15 protein-coding genes and 1 pseudogene are annotated in these 17,598 nt (G+C 64.3%); 7 read left to right on the plus strand and 9 right to left on the minus strand.

Annotation, left to right across the window (positions count from 1 at the left end; translation table 11 throughout):
- Positions 1–3 precede the first annotated feature (3 nt).
- Positions 4–768 (plus strand): leucyl/phenylalanyl-tRNA--protein transferase, encoded by a 765-nt coding sequence (gene aat, locus BV95_RS12725; protein WP_037452353.1) that lies wholly within the window; start codon positions 4–6, stop codon positions 766–768.
- 35 nt (positions 769–803) lie between these two features.
- On the opposite strand, the pseudogene BV95_RS24875 reads toward aat, so the two are convergent.
- The 4 genes and pseudogenes from BV95_RS24875 to BV95_RS12745 form a co-directional block, all read right to left on the minus strand.
- A pseudogene (locus BV95_RS24875) lies at positions 804–1,223 on the minus strand (DUF2155 domain-containing protein); the annotation flags it as partial.
- Positions 1,202–1,600 (minus strand): NADH:ubiquinone oxidoreductase subunit NDUFA12, encoded by a 399-nt coding sequence (locus BV95_RS12735; RefSeq protein ID WP_013847640.1) that lies wholly within the window; start codon positions 1,598–1,600, stop codon positions 1,202–1,204. The gene BV95_RS12735 and the pseudogene BV95_RS24875, both read right to left, overlap by 22 nt.
- Before the next feature lie 45 nt (positions 1,601–1,645).
- Entirely contained in the window at positions 1,646–2,158 is a 513-nt protein-coding gene (locus BV95_RS12740; RefSeq protein ID WP_037452359.1) for a DUF192 domain-containing protein, read from the minus strand.
- A gap of 140 nt (positions 2,159–2,298) precedes the next feature.
- Positions 2,299–2,823 carry a regulatory protein RecX gene (locus BV95_RS12745; RefSeq protein ID WP_037452361.1) on the minus strand — a complete coding sequence of 175 codons (525 nt, stop codon included), beginning with the start codon at positions 2,821–2,823 and terminating at the stop codon, positions 2,299–2,301.
- A gap of 185 nt (positions 2,824–3,008) precedes the next feature.
- Here BV95_RS12745 and BV95_RS12750 point away from each other — a divergent pair, with 185 nt between their 5' ends.
- Positions 3,009–4,730, plus strand: a complete 1,722-nt coding sequence (locus BV95_RS12750) for a fatty acyl-AMP ligase (protein WP_051749763.1) — start codon at positions 3,009–3,011, stop codon at positions 4,728–4,730.
- Positions 4,731–4,944: 214 nt separating this feature from the next.
- Here the strand turns inward: BV95_RS12750 and BV95_RS12755 are convergent, their stop codons facing one another.
- From BV95_RS12755 to cysS, 4 genes are all read right to left on the minus strand, one after another.
- Entirely contained in the window at positions 4,945–5,694 is a 750-nt protein-coding gene (locus tag BV95_RS12755; protein ID WP_037452366.1) for a ParA family protein, read from the minus strand.
- Between the two features lie 151 nt (positions 5,695–5,845).
- Positions 5,846–7,216 carry a class II 3-deoxy-7-phosphoheptulonate synthase gene (locus BV95_RS12760; protein WP_037452369.1) on the minus strand — a complete coding sequence of 457 codons (1,371 nt, stop codon included), beginning with the start codon at positions 7,214–7,216 and terminating at the stop codon, positions 5,846–5,848.
- Positions 7,217–7,338: 122 nt separating this feature from the next.
- Positions 7,339–7,617 (minus strand): Rap1a/Tai family immunity protein, encoded by a 279-nt coding sequence (locus BV95_RS12765; RefSeq protein WP_234703183.1) that lies wholly within the window; start codon positions 7,615–7,617, stop codon positions 7,339–7,341.
- A gap of 526 nt (positions 7,618–8,143) precedes the next feature.
- Positions 8,144–9,661, minus strand: coding sequence for a cysteine--tRNA ligase (gene cysS / locus BV95_RS12770; RefSeq protein ID WP_037452373.1), 1,518 nt, complete (start codon positions 9,659–9,661; stop codon positions 8,144–8,146).
- 135 nt (positions 9,662–9,796) lie between these two features.
- Here cysS and BV95_RS12775 point away from each other — a divergent pair, with 135 nt between their 5' ends.
- From BV95_RS12775 to BV95_RS12790, 4 genes are all read left to right on the plus strand, one after another.
- The gene (locus BV95_RS12775) at positions 9,797–9,976 is read left to right on the plus strand and encodes a hypothetical protein (RefSeq protein ID WP_037452376.1); all 180 of its coding nucleotides are present in this window, start codon (positions 9,797–9,799) and stop codon (positions 9,974–9,976) included.
- Between the two features lie 279 nt (positions 9,977–10,255).
- On the plus strand, positions 10,256–10,948 hold the full coding sequence (locus BV95_RS12780; RefSeq protein ID WP_037452379.1) for a Bax inhibitor-1/YccA family protein: 693 nt from the start codon (positions 10,256–10,258) through the stop codon (positions 10,946–10,948).
- A 6-nt stretch (positions 10,949–10,954) separates the two neighbouring features.
- The gene (locus tag BV95_RS12785) at positions 10,955–11,218 is read left to right on the plus strand and encodes a TFIIB-type zinc ribbon-containing protein (protein ID WP_013847630.1); all 264 of its coding nucleotides are present in this window, start codon (positions 10,955–10,957) and stop codon (positions 11,216–11,218) included.
- A gap of 100 nt (positions 11,219–11,318) precedes the next feature.
- The gene (locus tag BV95_RS12790; protein WP_037452382.1) at positions 11,319–12,770 is read left to right on the plus strand and encodes a mannose-1-phosphate guanylyltransferase/mannose-6-phosphate isomerase; all 1,452 of its coding nucleotides are present in this window, start codon (positions 11,319–11,321) and stop codon (positions 12,768–12,770) included.
- Between the two features lie 145 nt (positions 12,771–12,915).
- Here BV95_RS12790 and polA read toward each other — a convergent pair whose 3' ends face one another.
- A complete protein-coding gene (gene polA / locus BV95_RS12795) occupies positions 12,916–15,702 on the minus strand; it encodes a DNA polymerase I (protein WP_037452385.1) in 2,787 nt (928 codons plus the stop codon).
- 381 nt (positions 15,703–16,083) lie between these two features.
- On the opposite strand from polA, the gene guaB reads away from it, so the two are divergent.
- Positions 16,084–17,541, plus strand: coding sequence for an IMP dehydrogenase (gene guaB / locus BV95_RS12800; RefSeq protein WP_037452387.1), 1,458 nt, complete (start codon positions 16,084–16,086; stop codon positions 17,539–17,541).
- Positions 17,542–17,598: the final 57 nt, after the last annotated feature.

Genomic DNA, 17,598 nt, shown 5'->3' on the forward strand with positions numbered 1-17,598 from the left:
TTGATGACGATTGACCCGCTGGTGCTGCTGCAGGCTTACGCGATCGGCGTGTTTCCCATGTCGGACGACCGGGAAGCGGATGAGGTGTACTGGATCGAGCCGAAACGGCGGGCGGTTATGCCGCTCGATGGCTTCCACATCTCCCATTCCCTGGCCAAGACGATCCGGCAGGATCGGTTCCGGGTCACCGCCAACCGCGACTTCGTCGGGATCGTCCAGCTTTGCGCGCAGGCCGCGCCGGACCGGCCGTCGACCTGGATCAACCATCCGATCGAGCGGGCCTATCGCCATCTGCATGAGATCGGCTTCGCCCACAGCGTCGAGGTGTGGGAGGGGGATGAACTGGTCGGCGGCCTTTATGGCGTGGCGCTGGGGCGGGCCTTTTTCGGCGAAAGCATGGTGTCCCGGCGCACCGACGCGTCGAAAGTGGCGCTGGCCTGGCTGACGGCGCGGATGCGGTTCGGCGGCTTCACTTTGCTCGACTGCCAGTTCATGACCGACCATCTGCGGTCATTGGGCGCGATCGAGATCAGCCAGCGCGACTATCTTCAATCGTTGGCGGTGGCGCTCGACGGCGTGGCGCTGGGGGCTGGACGCGGGGTGCTGGCGGGCGGTTCCGGGGTTTGCGCGGAACTGGCGTTTTCGCCGCTGGCGGGGGACGCCTGGACCGGGCCGCCGGCCGACGCCTCGCCCTTGTCGCCCAGCTTCACCGTGTCGGGGCCGGTTTCGGGCCAGGACATCGTGCAGCTTCTGACCCAGACGTCGTAGATCGGGTGCTGCACCACATTGCGGTCGGGCCGTTCCTTGAACAGCCAGCCGGAAAAATTGCGCCGCCATTTATTGTCGGCGGTGCTGCGCACGTCCAATTGCACGAAGGCCCCGGTTTCCTGAACATTTTCCCAGGGCGCGGTGGTTTCGCAGGCTTGCAGCCGGACGATGGCGTCGCCCACGCGCAGCGCTTCGCCGGGCTTCATCTGAAGGTCGGTGGTGATGCCGTTGCGCTTGTTGAGCAGGCCGATCACCGCCACCCGCTCATTCATCGGCGTGCCGGTCAGGGCCGATTCGCCGCCGTCGCGGATCTTCTGCCCTTCGATGCGGACGGGGCCGGTCCGGTTTTCCGCAGGCATGTCATCGCCGCCGCAACCCGCCAGAATCAGCGTGCAGCCGATAATCGGCAGGAAACGTCCCGCCGGGCGCCGCGTCATGATGCGTCGGGGCTCCATGCCTCATAATCGCCGGTAGCCTTCTGGCGCAGGCCGCCCTTTTCCAGCGCGCCGGAGGGGCGATAAGCCTGGGCCGTGCCGGTGGCGTTGGGGGTGAAGTCCTTTTCCCAGATGCGGGGCGGCGGCAGGAAGCTTTCCGGCGCGCCCTCGATCGAATGGTGCAACCAGCCATGCCATTCGGCGGGCACGCGGCTGGCGTCATTGGGACCGTTATAGATGACCCAGCGGCGGGTCAGGCCATTGGGGTCGGTGCCGCCTTCATAATAGACATTGCCCTGATGATCCTCACCCACCTTCGTGCCCTTGCGGGAGGTGTAGAGCGAAGTGCCGATGGTCGCGCCATCCCACCAGGTGAAGATCTTGCCAAGGATTCCCATGGGCGAAGCGCTTAGCCTTTGGCGCTGGCGCTTGGCAAGGGTGGATCAGTCGCCGGGGCAGAAATTGAGCGGGTCTGACGGCGCGGGCCGGTCGCAATCGCCCCAAGTGACCCTGTCGCCCTCCCGGATGCCGAGTTCGGCCGCGCGGCCGCCGCGCAGTTCCAGGACGGCGGCGACCGGTATGCCCGCCGAAACCGGCTCGCGGGAATAGGGGGCGGCGTTGGCCTTGATATAGGCGATGCTGCCGTCGGTGTGGATGAACAGCATGTCGAGCGGGATCAGCGTGTTCTTCATCCAGAAGCTGGCCGTGCGGGGCGGAGACATGGGGAAGAGCATGCCGCTGTCAGGGGCCAGCAGCTTGCGGAACATCAGCCCCTGTTCCTGCTGCTTTTCGGTCAGGGCGACTTCGACGGTGAAGCGGTGGGTGGCCTTGGCGGTGCGGATGGTGAGGGGGATGGTGGTTTGCCGGGCGGTAGCGGTGGCGTTTTCGGCTTTGGGAGCGGACGGGGAGCAGGCGGTGAGGAGAGCCGCGAGGAGGAGGAGGGGGAGGGGTTTCATGGAAGGGTGAGGTATCACAGCCTGGCGACTAAAGAACAGCGTGCTCCTGCGCAGGCAGGAGCCCAGTTCGGATGTTGCTTTGACAAGGGTGAGCGTGGAACTGGGCTCCTGCCTGCGCAGGAGCACGTCGTGCTGAGCGCCTACGCATCCGCTTCCGGCATTTCTCCCGGCGCGGCGTCGGTCCAGCGGCGGGCGGTGGCGTAATTGTGACCGGCGCGCAGGAAGGCGGCGATCCATTTCTCGCGCTGTTTGGGGTCAGGCCGCTCCTGCGCATAGGGGCCGATGCGCTTGCGGCGGGCGAAGCGGTCGGCGGCTGCCCAGGCTTCGTTCCGGGTCTGGTTGTCGGCTTCCTCGCGGTCGGCGTCCGCTATGCCGTCGGCGCGCAGGGTTTCGGCGACGCGGCGGGCGCCATAGCCCCGGCGGGCGAGCGCGGCGCTCTTCATCACCGCATAGCCGGCATCGTCGACATAGCGCAGTTGCGTGAACCGATCGACCAGCCCTTGCGGATCGGCGGGGTCTTCGCCGCCCCATCCGCGTTCCGTCACCTTGCGGTTCAGATAAGCGAGCAATTTGGCGCGGCTGGTGGCGAAACGGCTGACATAGCGCAGCGCCAGTTCGCGCAGCGCCTCTTCATCGAGCGGGGGAGGAAGGCGTTTGTCGGCCATGGCAATGCTTCATGCCTGTTGCGCCTTGATTATGCCACAGTCGGGCCGGAATTTTACCGCCCCTTTTGGGTTAAAAGCCCAGGCTGGAATGCAACTATCCGGTGCAAAGCGGCTTGAAAGCTGTTAGCGGCGCGCCGGAATAGGACAAATATGACATTGGTAACGCCAATATGGGTTCGCAAAGCATGATGGCACCGACGCCGACCAACGATGATCTTCCCCGCCGTTTCTCGGACTTCGAGACGCTGGGCGAAGCGCTGGACTATGCCGCGACCGGGCGGCGCGGGCTGAATTTCCACGATGCGCGGGGGAATCTGGCGCGCGTCTATCCCTTTTCCGAACTGCGCGCCGACGCCATCGCCTGCGCCCATCGTCTGATCGCCCATGGCGTGAAGCCGGAAGACCGCGTGGCGCTGGTGGCGGAGACGGGGCCTGATTTTGCGATGCTGTTCTTTGGCATCGTCTATGCGGGCGGCTGGCCGGTGCCGCTGCCGTTGCCGACCAGCTTCGGCGGCAAGGAAAGCTATATCGACCAGTTGAACGTCCAATTGTCGAGCTGCGACCCGATGCTGTTCCTCTTCCCCAGGGAGTTGGAGGAAATGGCAGGCGAGTCCGGCCGCCAGAAAGCAGTCGAAAGCATCGCTTTCGAGGATTTCATTGCGCGGGACGCCGTGCCGTGCGCCCTGCCGCAGGCGCAGCCGCATGAAATCGCCTATCTGCAATATTCGAGCGGATCGACCCGCTTCCCCCATGGCGTAGCGGTGACGCATCATGCGCTGCTCAGCAACCTGGCCGCGCACAGCCATGGCATGAAGGTGCAGGACAGCGACCGCTGCATAAGCTGGCTGCCCTGGTATCATGACATGGGGCTGGTCGGCTGCTTCCTGTCCGTCGTCGCCAACCAGGTGTCGACCGACTATATGAAGACGGAAGATTTCGCCCGCCGTCCGCTGGCGTGGCTGGACCTGATCAGCCGCAATGAAGGCACGTCGATCAGCTATTCCCCGACCTTCGGCTACGACATCTGTGCCCGTCGCATGTCCAGTCAGACCAAGGCGGCCGACCGCTTCGACCTGTCCCGCTGGCGGTTGGCGGGCAACGGCGCGGACATGATCCGCCCGGACGTGATGCAGAGCTTCGTCGATGCGTTCGGCGATGCGGGTTTCAGCCCCACGGCCTTCCTGCCGAGCTATGGCCTGGCCGAAGCCACGCTGGCCGTCACCATCATGCCGCCGGGCGAGGGCATCATCGTCGAACTGGTCGAGGAAACCGACCTGTCCGGCGGCGACGCGACCGAGGGGCGGCCGCAGCGTTTCCGCTCCATCGTCAATTGCGGCAAGCCTGCCCGCGACATGATCGTGGAAATCCGCGACGAGGATGGGGGCAAGCTGAACGAGCGCCAGATCGGCAAGGTGTGGACCACCGGACCCAGCCTGATGGTCGGCTATTTCCGCGATCAGGAGGCGACCGACGCCTGCATGCTCGACGGCTGGCTGGACACCGGCGACATGGGTTATCTGAGCGACGGCTATCTCTATATCGTCGGCCGCGCCAAGGACATGATCATCATCAATGGCAAGAATCACTGGCCGCAGGACATTGAATGGGCGGTGGAGCAGTTGCCCGGCTTCAAGCAGGGCGACATCGCCGCCTTCGCCATCACCACGCCGGGCGGCGAGGAAGCGCCCGCCGTGCTGGTGCACTGCCGCACCTCCGACAATGACGAGCGCACCCGGCTGCGCGACCAGATCCGCGAGCGGGTGCGGGCGATCACCGGCATGAACTGCGTCGTGGAACTGGTGCCGCCGCGCACCCTGCCCCGCACGAGTTCGGGCAAGCTTAGCCGGTCGAAGGCGCGCAACCTCTATCTGACCGGGGAAATCCGGCCTTACGATATCGCTGCCTAAGCCTCGATAGGCTGAACGCGGGCCAGGATCATCCTCGCTTCGAGAAGCGGACCTATCCTATTCCTCCCCATCGGTAGATGGGGAGGGGGACCGCGCGAAGCGTGGTGGAGGGGAATGGGGCGCTACCTCCGAATTTCCCCTCCACCACTCGCTACGCGAGCGGTCCCCCTCCCCACGCTTCGCGTAGGGAGGAATTTACGTCAGCTATTGGCCCTCAGCGTTTCAGCACCTGCCGCTCAATCGTCGTCCACAACCCCGCAAAGGCCTGCGCCGGGGACGATGCGGCCGCGAAGGCGCCCAGCGGCTTCCGGCGCACGGCCATCTGCTCCACGGCGCTGGCCATGGGAATGGCGGGCCAGCCGGGTTGCGCGTCCAGCGCGGCGCGGTGCAGGGCGCGGCGGCGGTCGACCATCGAATAGACCGGCATGATCGGCGGGTGGCTGCCGCCGCGCTGGACCAGATAGCGGGCGACCTCCCCCATGGCGCGCTGGGCGAGGGGGGAGGGGATGACGGGAATCACGATCATGTCGGCGGCGCGCAGCACCTGCTCGCTGGTTTCGGTCAGGCCCGGCGGGCAATCGAGGATGATCCGGTCATAATCCTTGCCCAGACTCTCGATCAGCTTGGCGAGGCGTTTCTTCTTGTCCATCTCGCGGAAAAGATGGTCCAGGCTGCGCAGCGAGGTGTCGGCGGCGATCAGGTCCAGACCGGGCACGGTCGAGGGCTGGATCAGCTTGCGGACCTCCACATCCTTGCTGAAGATCGCCTGCGCGGCGTCCCGGCTCTCGCTGTCGGTGGAGATCAGCCAGCTTGCCGCCGCCTGCGGATCGAGATCCCAGAGCAGGGTCCGCCGTTTCGAGATGCTGGCGGACGCCCAGGCGAGGTTGATCGCGAAGGTGGTTTTGCCAACGCCCCCTTTAAGGCTGTAGACGGCGATGGTCGCCAATGCCGGTTCCTTTGCCATAGGCGGAGGCTATATTGCTGCACCGCCAAAGCAAGAGCTGAATCACAACATTGTTACGCCCCTGTGACAGGGGTACGGATCGTATCGCGTGTGCGAAAAAGCCCGCCCCCAGCCTTGGCTGGAGACGGGCTTGCCAATCCGTTCGACGGCGTCAGGCGGCGGCCCGGCGTTCCTTCAGTTCCTCGTTCAGCATTTCCGCGAGCAGGAATGCGAGTTCAAGGCTTTGCGCCGCATTGAGGCGCGGGTCGCAATGGGTGTGGTAGCGATCCGCCAGACCTTCGTCGGTGATGGCGATGGCGCCGCCGGTGCATTCCGTCACATTCTGGCCGGTCATTTCGGCATGGATGCCGCCGCCGAAGCTGCCCTCGGCCCGGTGGACGGCGAAGAAGCCGCGCACTTCGGCCAGAATGCGGTCGAAGGGGCGGGTCTTGTAGCCGTTGGCGGCCTTGATCACATTGCCGTGCATCGGGTCGCAGGACCAGACCACAGGATGGCCTTCGCGCAGGACGGCGCGGACCAGTTTGGGCAGGCCCGCCTCGATCTTGTCATGGCCATAGCGGGTGATGAGCGTGATGCGCCCGGCTTCGCGGGTCGGGTTCAATATGTCCAGCAGGCGGATCAGCGCGTCCGGCTCCAGCGACGGGCCGCATTTCATGCCGATCGGATTGCCGATGCCGCGCAGATATTCGACATGGGCGGACCCTTCGAACCGCGTGCGGTCGCCGATCCAGAGCATGTGCGCGGACGTGTCGTACCAGTCGCCGGTCAGCGAATCCTGCCGGGTCAGCGCCTGCTCATAGGGCAGCAGCAGCGCCTCATGGCTGGTGTAGAAGCTGGTGCCGCCAAGCTGCGGCACGGTTTCCGGCGACAGGCCGCAAGCGCGCATGAAGTCGAGCGCCTGGCCGATCTGGTCCGCCATCGCCTCGAACTTCGCGGCCCAGGGGCTGCGGCCCATGAAATCCAGCATCCAGCCATGCACCCGATCCAGGCTGGCATAGCCGCCGGTCGAGAAGGCGCGCACCAGGTTCAGCGTCGCCGCCGACTGGTTATAGGCGCGGATCATCCGCTGGGCGTCGGGTTCGCGCGCTTCGGGCGTGAAGGCGATGTCGTTGACATTGTCGCCGCGATAGCTGGGCAGTTCCACGCCGCCGATCGTCTCCGTATCGGCGGAGCGCGGCTTGGCGAACTGGCCCGCCATGCGGCCGACCTTCACGATGGGCAGCTTCGACGCGAAGGTCAGCACCACCGCCATCTGCAACAGCACGCGGAACGTGTCGCGGATGTTGTTTGGGTGGAACTCGGCGAAGCTTTCGGCGCAGTCGCCTCCCTGCAAGAGGAAGGACTCGCCGGCCGTGACCTTGGCCAGTTCCGCCTTCAGGCTGCGCGCTTCGCCGGCAAAGACGAGGGGGGGAAACTGGCTGAGCTGCGCCTCCACGGCGCCAAGCGCCTGGGCATCCCGATAGACGGGCATCTGAATGCCCTTATGCTCCCGCCAGCTTTCCGGCGTCCACTTCGCCGCCACTTTGAATCTCCCAAAGATCATAAAATAGGGGCCGCACCTACGCGCAACCAGTGGCTAACGCAAGTTTATAGCGGCAGGGGCGCTCGCCGGTTTCGATGGTTGCGCGGCGGGGACGGCCCGCGTCATTTTTCGCAGGGATAATGTTCGTTCAGCGCCACGCTGACCAGGACGGATGCGGGCGCCTGCCGCTGGTCGGGATAGCGGGTGAGATAGGCGAGGACGATGCGCTTCACTTCCTCCGCATTCAGTTGCGCGGGCCAGCAATTGGGCTTGGCGCGGCCGATGAACACGTCCTTCTTGATGCCGTCCACCGCGCCGACGATATAGGCGGTGCAGGCCAGACTATATTCGGGCGCCTTGTTCCGGCATTTGGCGAGCAGGGTCGTGCCCGTTTCGAACATATAGTTTTGAGCAGGTGCAGCAATGGGAATTGCCGCCATTCCACTGACCGCGATGAAGGCTGCCGTTGCGTATCTTAGCATGTGCGGAATCTGCCCGTTTTGGAGCGATCTGTCCAAACGGGCGGACCTGCCCCGCGCACATCCTGCCTCAGATGAAGGAAGTTTTCCAGCGGACGGAAGGATAGGCCCGCTGCAAAGAATTGCCCAGGCCGGTAGGGAATAAATTCGGAAATGTTGGGGAATGGCTAATGGCGGACGTTAAATTCCTCCCTACGCGCAGCGTGGGGAGGGTCGAAGAGAGGCACGTGACTCTCTTCGACGCCGCTGAAAGCGGTGGTGGAGGGGAAGATTCGGAGGTCGTGCCCTATTCCCCTCCACCAGCCTTCGGCCGTCGAAGAGAGTCACGTGCCTCTCTTCGACCCTCCCCATCTCTCGATGGGGAGGAATAGAATAGGTCGGCTAACCCCTCAAATCACTCTGTCCGGCCCAAGTCCCTGCGCGGGAGCACATTATATAGGAGGTAAAATCAAGCCAGCGCCAAACGCCAGTCCCAGCGGAGTGGATCGCCGTCCATCACCTCCACCCCGCGCGCGATCAGGGCATCGCGGATTTCATCCGACAGGGCGAAGTCCTTTTCGGCGCGGGCGGTCTGGCGGCGGTCGAGTTCGGCTTCGATTTCGTCTGGCGCGATCTGCGCGTCCCTGGGCTGGATGCGCAGGTCGGCGCGGCCGAGCGTCAGCAGGTTGAGACCCAAAGCCTGATCGAATGCGGCGAGCAGGCACAGCTTTTCGTCCACCGGCACCTTTTTCATGGCGATGGTTTCTTCCAGCAGGGGAAGGGCGCGGGGCGTCATCAGGTCGTCGCTGATAGCGGCGTCGAACTGTTCGAGCAGCGGGGCGAGCTTCGGGTGCAAATTGGCGCGCAACCAGTCGAGGCGCAGCGATTGCCAGGTGATCCCCTCGGCGCGGGCCTTGAGGTTTTCCACGCCCATGACCAGACGTTTCAGGCGGGTGAGGGCCGCGCTCACGCTCTCCGCGCTGAATTCCAGTTCGCTGCGATAATGGGCGCCCAGGCACAGCAGGCGATAGGCGAGCGGATGCACGCCCGCGTCGATCAGCGAGAAGAGCGTGGTGAAGCCGCCCTTCGACTTGCTCATCTTCCCTTGGCGATCCACCAGGAAGTTATTGTGCATCCACCATTGCGCACCAGTGAAGCCGGGCTGGGCATCGTTGCAGGCGCAATAGGCCTGATTCTGAGCGATTTCATTGGGGTGGTGGATTTCGCGATGGTCGATGCCGCCGGTATGGATGTCGAACGGATGGCCCAGCCGCGCCTCGCTCATCACCGAGCATTCCAGATGCCAGCCCGGCGCGCCCTTGCCCCAGGGGGAATCCCACTCCATTTGCCGCTGCTCGCCCGGCGGGGACTTGCGCCAGATGGCGAAGTCGCTGGGATTGCGCTTGCCCGCGACCGGGTCGATGCGGGCATGGGCCGCGTCGTCGCGGCCCCCGGCAAGCGCACCGTAATCGGGCACGCTACTGCTGTCGAAATAAAGGCCGGTTTCCAGTTCGTAGCAATGGGCCGACGCGATCTTCTCGGCGAAGGCGATCATCTGCGGCACATAATCGGTGGCGACCGTCCATTCGCTGGGCGCGATGATGTTGAGATCCGCGATGTTGCGCTTGAAGGCGTCGGTATAATGGGCCGCTATGTCCCAGATGCTCTTCGCCTGGGCGCGGGCGGCGGCCTCCATCTTGTCGTCTCCGGCGTCGGCGTCGCTGGTCAGATGGCCGACATCGGTGATGTTGATGATGTGGGTGACGTCCAGCCCCTTCCACAGCAAGGTGCGGCGCAGCGTGTCGGTGAAGACATAGGCGCGCAGATTGCCGAGATGGGCATAATTATAGACGGTCGGGCCGCAGCTATAGACGCGGGCATGGTTCGGCTGGATCGGCGCGAAGGGCTCGACCGCGCGCGTCAGGCTGTTGAACAGGCGCAGGGGCGCGTCGGCGTGCTGCTGGGCGGGGGTGAACTGGTCGCTCATGGGATGACGCCATGCGGCGGTTCGCTCGAAGCGTCAACAGCCCTCGCTATCTGGGAGCGTTCCGGTTTACTATAGGCCGCTCATCCGCCGGGGCGTCCTTGCCGTGCCGGGCGTCGGGAAAAGGAAGACGGGATTATGAAAGCGGGTTTTGTCGGTCTTGGCCTGGCGCTGGGCGCAGGGATCGGTGCTGCGACCGGCAATGTCGCGGCGGGCGTCGCGCTGGGTCTGGTGTGCGGCGTCGCGGTCGGCGCGGCGAAGATCAGGCGGAGCCCGTCGTCGCAAAATCCTGACCCGGACGTCAGCCGGCGATTGTAACAAATTATTGCTGAAAGTCCGTTCCCCGCGCCGCCCCTTGCATTGGCGCGTTGGTCCCCCGATATTGCCTGTGCGGGCCGGGCCCCTCTGGCGGTTGGATGTGGCGACACAGTTCAGCCGTGATGTCGGACCGCATCGAGTGTGCTCGGTGCAGGTTCGTGAGTGTTTGTCCCCCCTTTAAGCCTCACGAAGACCGCGCTGAGCCACTCGATCCAAAGGCTGTTTTGGCCGTAACTGATGTTTGGATGGAGTATTGACGCCGTGAACAATCCCGTTCGTATGCCGGGCTATGGTGCGAGCCAGACGGCGCAGACCGATGCCGGGCTGCGCGCGCACATGCTGGGCGTTTTCCGCAATATGGGTATCGGCCTGGTCATCACCGGGCTGGTCGCCGCCTTCATCGGCAATACACCGGTGCTGGCCGCCGCGATCTTCGGCACGCCGCTGAAGTGGGTGGCGATCTTCGCGCCTCTGGCCTTCGTATTCTTCTTCAGCTTCCGCATGGAAAAGATGACGACCGCGGGTGCGCGCATGGCCTTCTACGCCTTTTCGGCGGTGATGGGCGTGTCGCTGGCCAGCATCTTCCTGGTCTTCACCGGCGGGTCGATCGCCCAGGCCTTCTTCTCCGCCGCCGTGATGTTCCTGGCGATGGCGCTGTGGGGCTATACGACCGGGCGCGACCTGTCGAAATTCGGGTCGTTCCTGATCATGGGCCTGATTGGCATCCTGGTCGCCAGCCTGATCAACATCTTCATCGGCTCGTCCGCCATGCAGATGGTGATCTCGATCATCGGCGTCGTGGTGTTCACTGGCCTGACAGCCTGGGACGTGCAGCGCATCAAGTCGGAATATTTCTATTATGCCGGCCATGAAGTCGCGCAGAAGATGCAGGTGATGGGCGCGCTGTCGCTGTACCTTAACTTCGTCAACCTGTTTCAGATGCTGCTGAGCCTGACCGGCGAGCGGGAATAAATCCCGATGCGCGATCAGGCCGCGGTGTCGGCCATGCTCTGCCCGGTCTGTCATGTGGGCCTCTCCATGACGGACCGGCAGGGGGTGGAGATCGACTATTGCCCGCAATGCCGGGGCGTCTGGCTGGACCGGGGCGAGCTGGACAAGATCATCGAGCGTTCGGCGGGCGGCGTTCCGCCTCCGCAGCCAAGCTACCGGCCGGACCGCGACGATGGGCGATATTATCGCAACAAACGGAAGAAGAGCTTTCTGGAAGAGCTGTTCGATTGAAAGGAAAGCGGCCCTGATTGCGGGCCGCTTTTTTTATTGAGGAATTCTGGCTTAGATTCTCAGAGCGGCTATAAGCATCGCGAATTTCTGAGAGAGTTGCATGTCGGACAAGAGCGTTGCGGTTGTTACCCCGGTGATATTGGCTGGCGGGTCGGGGACTCGACTTTGGCCCCTGTCACGCAAATCCTATCCCAAGCAGTTCGTGCCTTTGTTGGGCGAGCAGACGCTGTTCCGTTCCGTGGTCCATCGGCTGTCGGGTGCGGGAAAAGGTTTTGCCTTTGCCCGGCCGGTGGTGCTGACCAATGCGACCTTCCGCTTCATCGTGGCCGAGCAACTGGCGGAGGAAGGGGTGGACGCGCAGGCGATCATCATCGAGCCTTCGGTGCGTAATACCGCGCCTGCCATATTGGCGGCGGCGCTGCATCTGGTGGCAGGCGATCCGGACGCTATTATGCTGGTCGCCCCTTCGGATCAGGTGGTGCCGGATGTCTCGGCCTTTCATGCGGCGGTGAGCCGGGGGCTGGAAGCAGCCAATGCGGACGATCTGGTGACCTTCGGCATCCAGCCGACGCGGCCGGAGACGGGCTATGGCTATTTGCAGGTCGTCGCCCGGCCGGATGGGTCGGGACAGCCGATCAAGCTGGCTCGTTTCGTGGAGAAGCCGAATGCGGCGCGGGCGCAGGAAATGCTGGCGAGCGGCGATCACCTCTGGAATGCGGGGATTTTCCTGTTCGCGGCCAAGGATCTGATCGCCGCCTTCGAAAAGCATGCGCCCGACGTGCTGGCGGCGGTGCGGCCTGCCGTGGAGGCGGCCGAGGGCGATCTGGGCTTCCTGCGGCTGGCAGCGAAGGCGTGGGACGCCGCGCCGGACATTTCCATCGATTATGCGATCATGGAACGGGCCGGCAATCTGTCGGTCGTGCCCTATGATTCGGGCTGGTCGGACCTGGGCGGCTGGGACGCGGTGTGGAGCCATGCCGGGCCGGACGCGGCGGGCGTGACCGTCAGCGGCGAGGCGACGGCGATCGATTGCAGCGACACGCTGCTGCGCTCCGACAGCGAGGGAATGGAACTGGTCGGCATCGGCCTCAACAACATCATCGCGGTGGCGATGAACGACGCGGTGCTGATCGCGGACAAGTCACGCTCCCAGGATGTGAAGCTGGCGGTCGAGGCGCTCAAGGAAAAGGGCGCGGCACAGGCGGAAAGTTTCCCCAAGGAACACCGGCCCTGGGGCTGGTATGAAGGGCTGTTGGCGGGCGAACGGTTCCAGGTGAAGCGGATCGTCGTGCAGCCGGGGCAATCATTGAGCCTGCAAAGCCATTTCCACCGGTCGGAACATTGGATCGTGGTCGAGGGCACGGCCAAGGTCACGATCGGCGATGCGGTGACGCTGCTGACGGAGAACCAGTCCATCTATGTACCCGCCGGGGAGAAGCATCGGATGGAGAATCCAGGCAAAATTCCGGTGGTGTTCATCGAAGTCCAGACCGGGACATATCTGGGCGAGGACGATATCGTGCGGTATGAGGATCGCTACGCGCGGGGTTGAGGCCGTGTTGATCTTTTTTTCGTCATTCCCGCGAAGGCGGGAATCCCTCTCCTGACCTTGCATCCAGCACAATAATTGGGAGATGGATCCCCGCCTTCGCGGGGATGACGGGAGAGAGATTTTTTGGGCTGAATGTCGATACGGCCTAGTGCGCCGCGCCCCAGCTTGGGCCATGGCCGATCTCCACCCCCAGCGGCACGCTCAGCTTCACGATCGGTTCGGCGGCGCCCTCCATCACGCGGCGGATGACGGCGCTGGCCTGCTCCACGTCGTCCTCCGGCAGTTCGAACACCAGTTCGTCATGCACCTGCAGCAGCATTTTTACGTCATGCAGCCCTTCCGCCGCCAGCGCCGGTCCCATGCGGGCCATGGCGCGTTTGATGATGTCGGCGCTGGTGCCCTGGATCGGGGCGTTGATCGCGGCGCGCTCTGCGCCCTGGCGTTCATGCTGGACGGATGCCTTGATACGCGGGAACCATGTCTTCCGCCCGAACAGCGTCTCCGTATAGCCCCTTGAACGCGCCTTTTCGATCGTGTCGGTGATGTAGATGCTGATGCCGGGGAAACGCTCATAATAACGGCTGATCATGTCCTGAGCTTCGTCCGCGCTGATCTCCAGCCGCCCGGCCAGGCCCCAGCGGCTGATGCCGTAGAGGATGGCGAAGTTGATCGTCTTGGCCCGGCCTCTCGTGTCGCGGTTGACCTCCCCGAACAGTTGCTGGGCGGTGGCGGCGTGAATGTCCTCGCCGTTCGCGAAGGCTTCCTTCAGCGCGGGAACGTCGGCCATATGGGCGGCCAGACGCAGTTCGATCTGGCTATAGTCCGCCGCCAGAATGACATTGCCCGGCTCCGCGACGAAGGCGTGGCGGATCTGGCGGCCCACTTCGGTGCGGATCGGGATATTCTGGAGATTGGGATCGGTCGACGACAGGCGGCCGGTTTGCGCGCCTGACAGGCTGTAGCTGGTGTGGACGCGGCTGGTGTCCCTGTTGATCTGGGCCTGAAGCGCGTCGGTATAGGTCGACTTGAGCTTCGATAGCTGCCGCCAGTCCAATACCTTGCCCGCGATTTCCGCCCCCTGCACCTTCAATTGCTCAAGGATGGTGACGTCCGTGGAATAGGCGCCGGACTTGCCCTTCTTGCCGCCCTTATAACCCATTTTGTCGAACAGGATCGCGCCGAGTTGCTGGGTGGAGCCGATGGCGAAGGGTTGGCCCGCAAGGCCGTGGATTTCGGTTTCCAGCGCGGCGATTCCCGCCGTGAACTCCGCGGAGAGGCGGGAAAGGGCCTCGCGGTCGACCTTGATGCCCTCATGCTCCATCTTCGCGATGACTGAGACGAGCGGACGGTCGACCAGTTCGTAGACGCGGGTCGCGCCTTCGTTGGCGATGCGGGTCTTGAACAATTTCCACAGGCGCAGCGTGACGTCCGCATCCTCGGCGGCATATTCGGTCGCCTTGTCGAGCGGGACTTCGGCGAAGCTGATCTGGCTCTTGCCGGTGCCGCAGACATCCTTGAAGCTGATGCAGATGTGATTGAGGTGGGCTTTCGCCGCCTCGTCCATGCCGTGGCCCGCCAGGCTTTGCCCCGCGTCGAGGTCGAAGCTCATGACGATGGTGTCGTCATAGGGAGCGATCTCTATGCCGTGCCGACGCAGGACCGTGATGTCATATTTGAGATTCTGGCCGATCTTGAGGACGCTGTCGTCCTCCAGCAGCGGTTTCAGCTTGGCGAGGACAAGCGCGAGGGGAAGCTGGTCGGGCTTCTCCGCGAACATGTCCTTGCCGCCATGGCCTACGGGCACGTAGCAGGCGGCGTTCGGACCGACGGCCAGACTGACGCCGACCAGCGCGCAGGACACGCAGTCGAGCATGTCCGTCTCGGTATCGACGGCCACCAGCCCCTCCGCATGGGCGACGGCGATCCAGCGGTCCAGCGCTTCCTCCGTCACCACCGTTTCGTAGAGGCTGCGGTCGATGGGCGGCTCTTCCTCATGGACCGGGGCGGCGGGGGGCGTGGCTTCGCTGACGGCGGCGGCTGCAGTCGCGATGGCTACCGCTGCGGCGGGCGCACCTGCGCGGGCCAGCAGCGACTTGAAGCCATGATGTTCGAGGAAGGCCTGCAGCGGCTCCAGCGGAATGCCTTTGAGGGTCAGATCGTCCAGCGGTTCGGGCAGGTCCATCGCGTCATGCAGCGCCACCAGCCTGCGCGACAGGCGCGCCATGTCGGCATGGGCGATCAGATTTTCCTGCATCTTCGATTTCTTCATCGAAGGCGCGGCTTCCAGCGCCGCTTCCAGCCCGCCATATTCGGTGATCAGCTTGGCGGCGGTCTTGGGACCGATGCCGGGAATGCCGGGGACATTGTCGACGCTGTCGCCCATCAGCGCCAGCACGTCGCCCAATTGTTCGGGCTGCACGCCGAACTTGTTCATCACATAGTCGGCGCCGCGCCGCTCATTCTTCATCGTGTCGTACATATCGACGCCGGGCTGGATGAGCTGCATCAGATCCTTGTCGGAACTGACGATGGTGACGTGCCAGCCCTGCGCGACGGCGGCCTTGGTGTAACTGGCGATGATGTCGTCGGCCTCGAACCCCGCTTCCTCGATGCAGGGGAGGGAGAAGGCGCGGGTTGCGTCGCGGATCATCGGAAATTGGGGAACCAGATCCTCCGGCGCGGGCGGGCGGTTCGCCTTATACTGGTCGTACATGTCGTTGCGGAAGGTGTGGCTGCCCTTGTCCAGCACCACGGCGAGGTGGGTCGGGCCTTCCGCCTTGCCCAGTTCGTCGGCCAGCTTCCAGAGCATGGTGGTGTAGCCATAGACCGCGCCCACGGGCTGCCCATGCTTGTTGGTGAGCGGCGGAAGCTGGTGATAGGCGCGGAAGATATAGCCGCTGCCGTCGACGAGATAGAGATGATTCTGAGGCATGGCCGCAGGGGATAGCGGGTTATGCGGGATGGCTCCAGTGGGCGCGTCCGCATAGAAGCGGACCTATCCTATTCCTCCCCATCGAGAGATGGGGAGGGGGACCGCTCGCGAAGCGAGTGGTGGAGGGGAAATTCGGAGGTCGTGCCCCTTTCCCTCCACCAGCCTTCGGCCGTCGAAGAGAGTCACGTGACTCTCGTCGACCCTCCCCATCCCCCGATGGGGAGGATTAGGATAGGTCCGCCTCCACCCACCCACCCCGCGCAATAAAATATCGCCGGGGGTCTGGCTGTTTTCCTGCTTAATGGTTACATGGGCCGCCACGAATCCCCCAGCGACCGGCTATCCCCCCTGGCCGGTCCCGCAGCAGAAAGTGGCTTTCACATGGATATCCGCCTCGGCCTCACCTTTGACGACGTGCTTCTGCAGCCCGCCGAATCCGATGTGCTGCCCAGCCAGGCGGACACCAGCACCTATGTGACGCGGGCGATCAAGCTGAACATCCCGATCCTCTCCTCCGCCATGGACACGGTGACGGAGGCGGACATGGCCATCGTCATGGCGCAGTTGGGCGGGATCGGCGTGCTGCACCGCAACCTGTCGGTGGAGGAGCAGGCGGACGCGGTGCGCGCCGTCAAGCGTTTCGAAAGCGGCATGGTGGTGAACCCGATCACCATCACCCCCAGCGCCACGTTGGCCGACGCGCAGATGCTGATGGAGCGGCACAAGATCAGCGGCATTCCGGTGGTGGAGGCGTCGGGCAAGCTGGTCGGCATCGTCACCAACCGCGACGTGCGCTTCGCCGAAAATCCGGCCCAGCCGGTCAGCGAACTCATGACTCACGACAATCTGGCCACCGTGAAGACCGGCGTGGGCCAGGACGAAGCGATGCGCCTGCTGCACCAGCGCCGCATCGAAAAGCTGCTGGTGGTGGACGATCAATATCATTGCGTCGGCCTGATCACGGTCAAGGATATCGAAAAGGCCGTCACCTATCCGCAGGCGACCAAGGACGCATCGGGCCGCCTGCGCGTGGCGGCGGCGTCGACCGTGGGCGACAAGGGGCTGGAGCGCAGCAAGGCGCTGATCGACGCGGAATGCGACCTGATCGTCATCGACACCGCCCATGGTCACAGCAGGCAGGTGGCCGTCGCGGTCGAGGCGGTGAAGAAACTGTCCAACCATGTTCAGGTGGTTGCGGGCAACGTCGCCACCGCCGAAGCGACCAAGGCGCTGATCGGCGCGGGCGCGGATTGCGTGAAGGTGGGCATCGGCCCCGGTTCGATCTGCACCACCCGCGTCGTCGCGGGCGTCGGCGTGCCGCAGCTTACCGCCGTCATGGATTCGGCCGAGGAAGCGGCGAAGCAGGGCGTGCCGGTGATCGCGGACGGCGGCCTGCGCACGTCGGGCGACGTGGCGAAGGCGCTGGCGGCGGGCGCGGGCTGCGTCATGGTCGGGTCGCTGCTGGCAGGCACGGCGGAGGCGCCGGGCGAAACCTTCCTCTATCAGGGCCGCGCCTATAAGAGCTATCGCGGCATGGGTTCGGTCGGTGCGATGGCGCGTGGTTCGGCGGACCGCTATTTCCAGGCGGACATCAAGGACCAGATGAAGCTGGTGCCCGAAGGCATTGAGGGCCAGGTGCCGTTCAAGGGTCCGGCGAAGGATGTCATCCACCAGCTTGTCGGCGGGGTGAAGGCGGCCATGGGCTATACCGGCAGCGCCACGATCAGGGATTTGCAGGAACGCGCCCGCTTCGTCCAGATCACCAATGCCGGGCTTTCGGAAAGCCATGTGCATGACGTGACGATTACGCGGGAAGCGCCCAATTATCCGACGCGCTGAAGCCTCGATGAAGCCCCTCCCCTTCAGGGGAGGGGTTGGGGTGGGGGATTGGTACGA

Source organism: Sphingobium chlorophenolicum, from assembly GCF_000722875.1.
Taxonomy (GTDB): Bacteria; Pseudomonadota; Alphaproteobacteria; order Sphingomonadales; family Sphingomonadaceae; genus Sphingobium; species Sphingobium chlorophenolicum.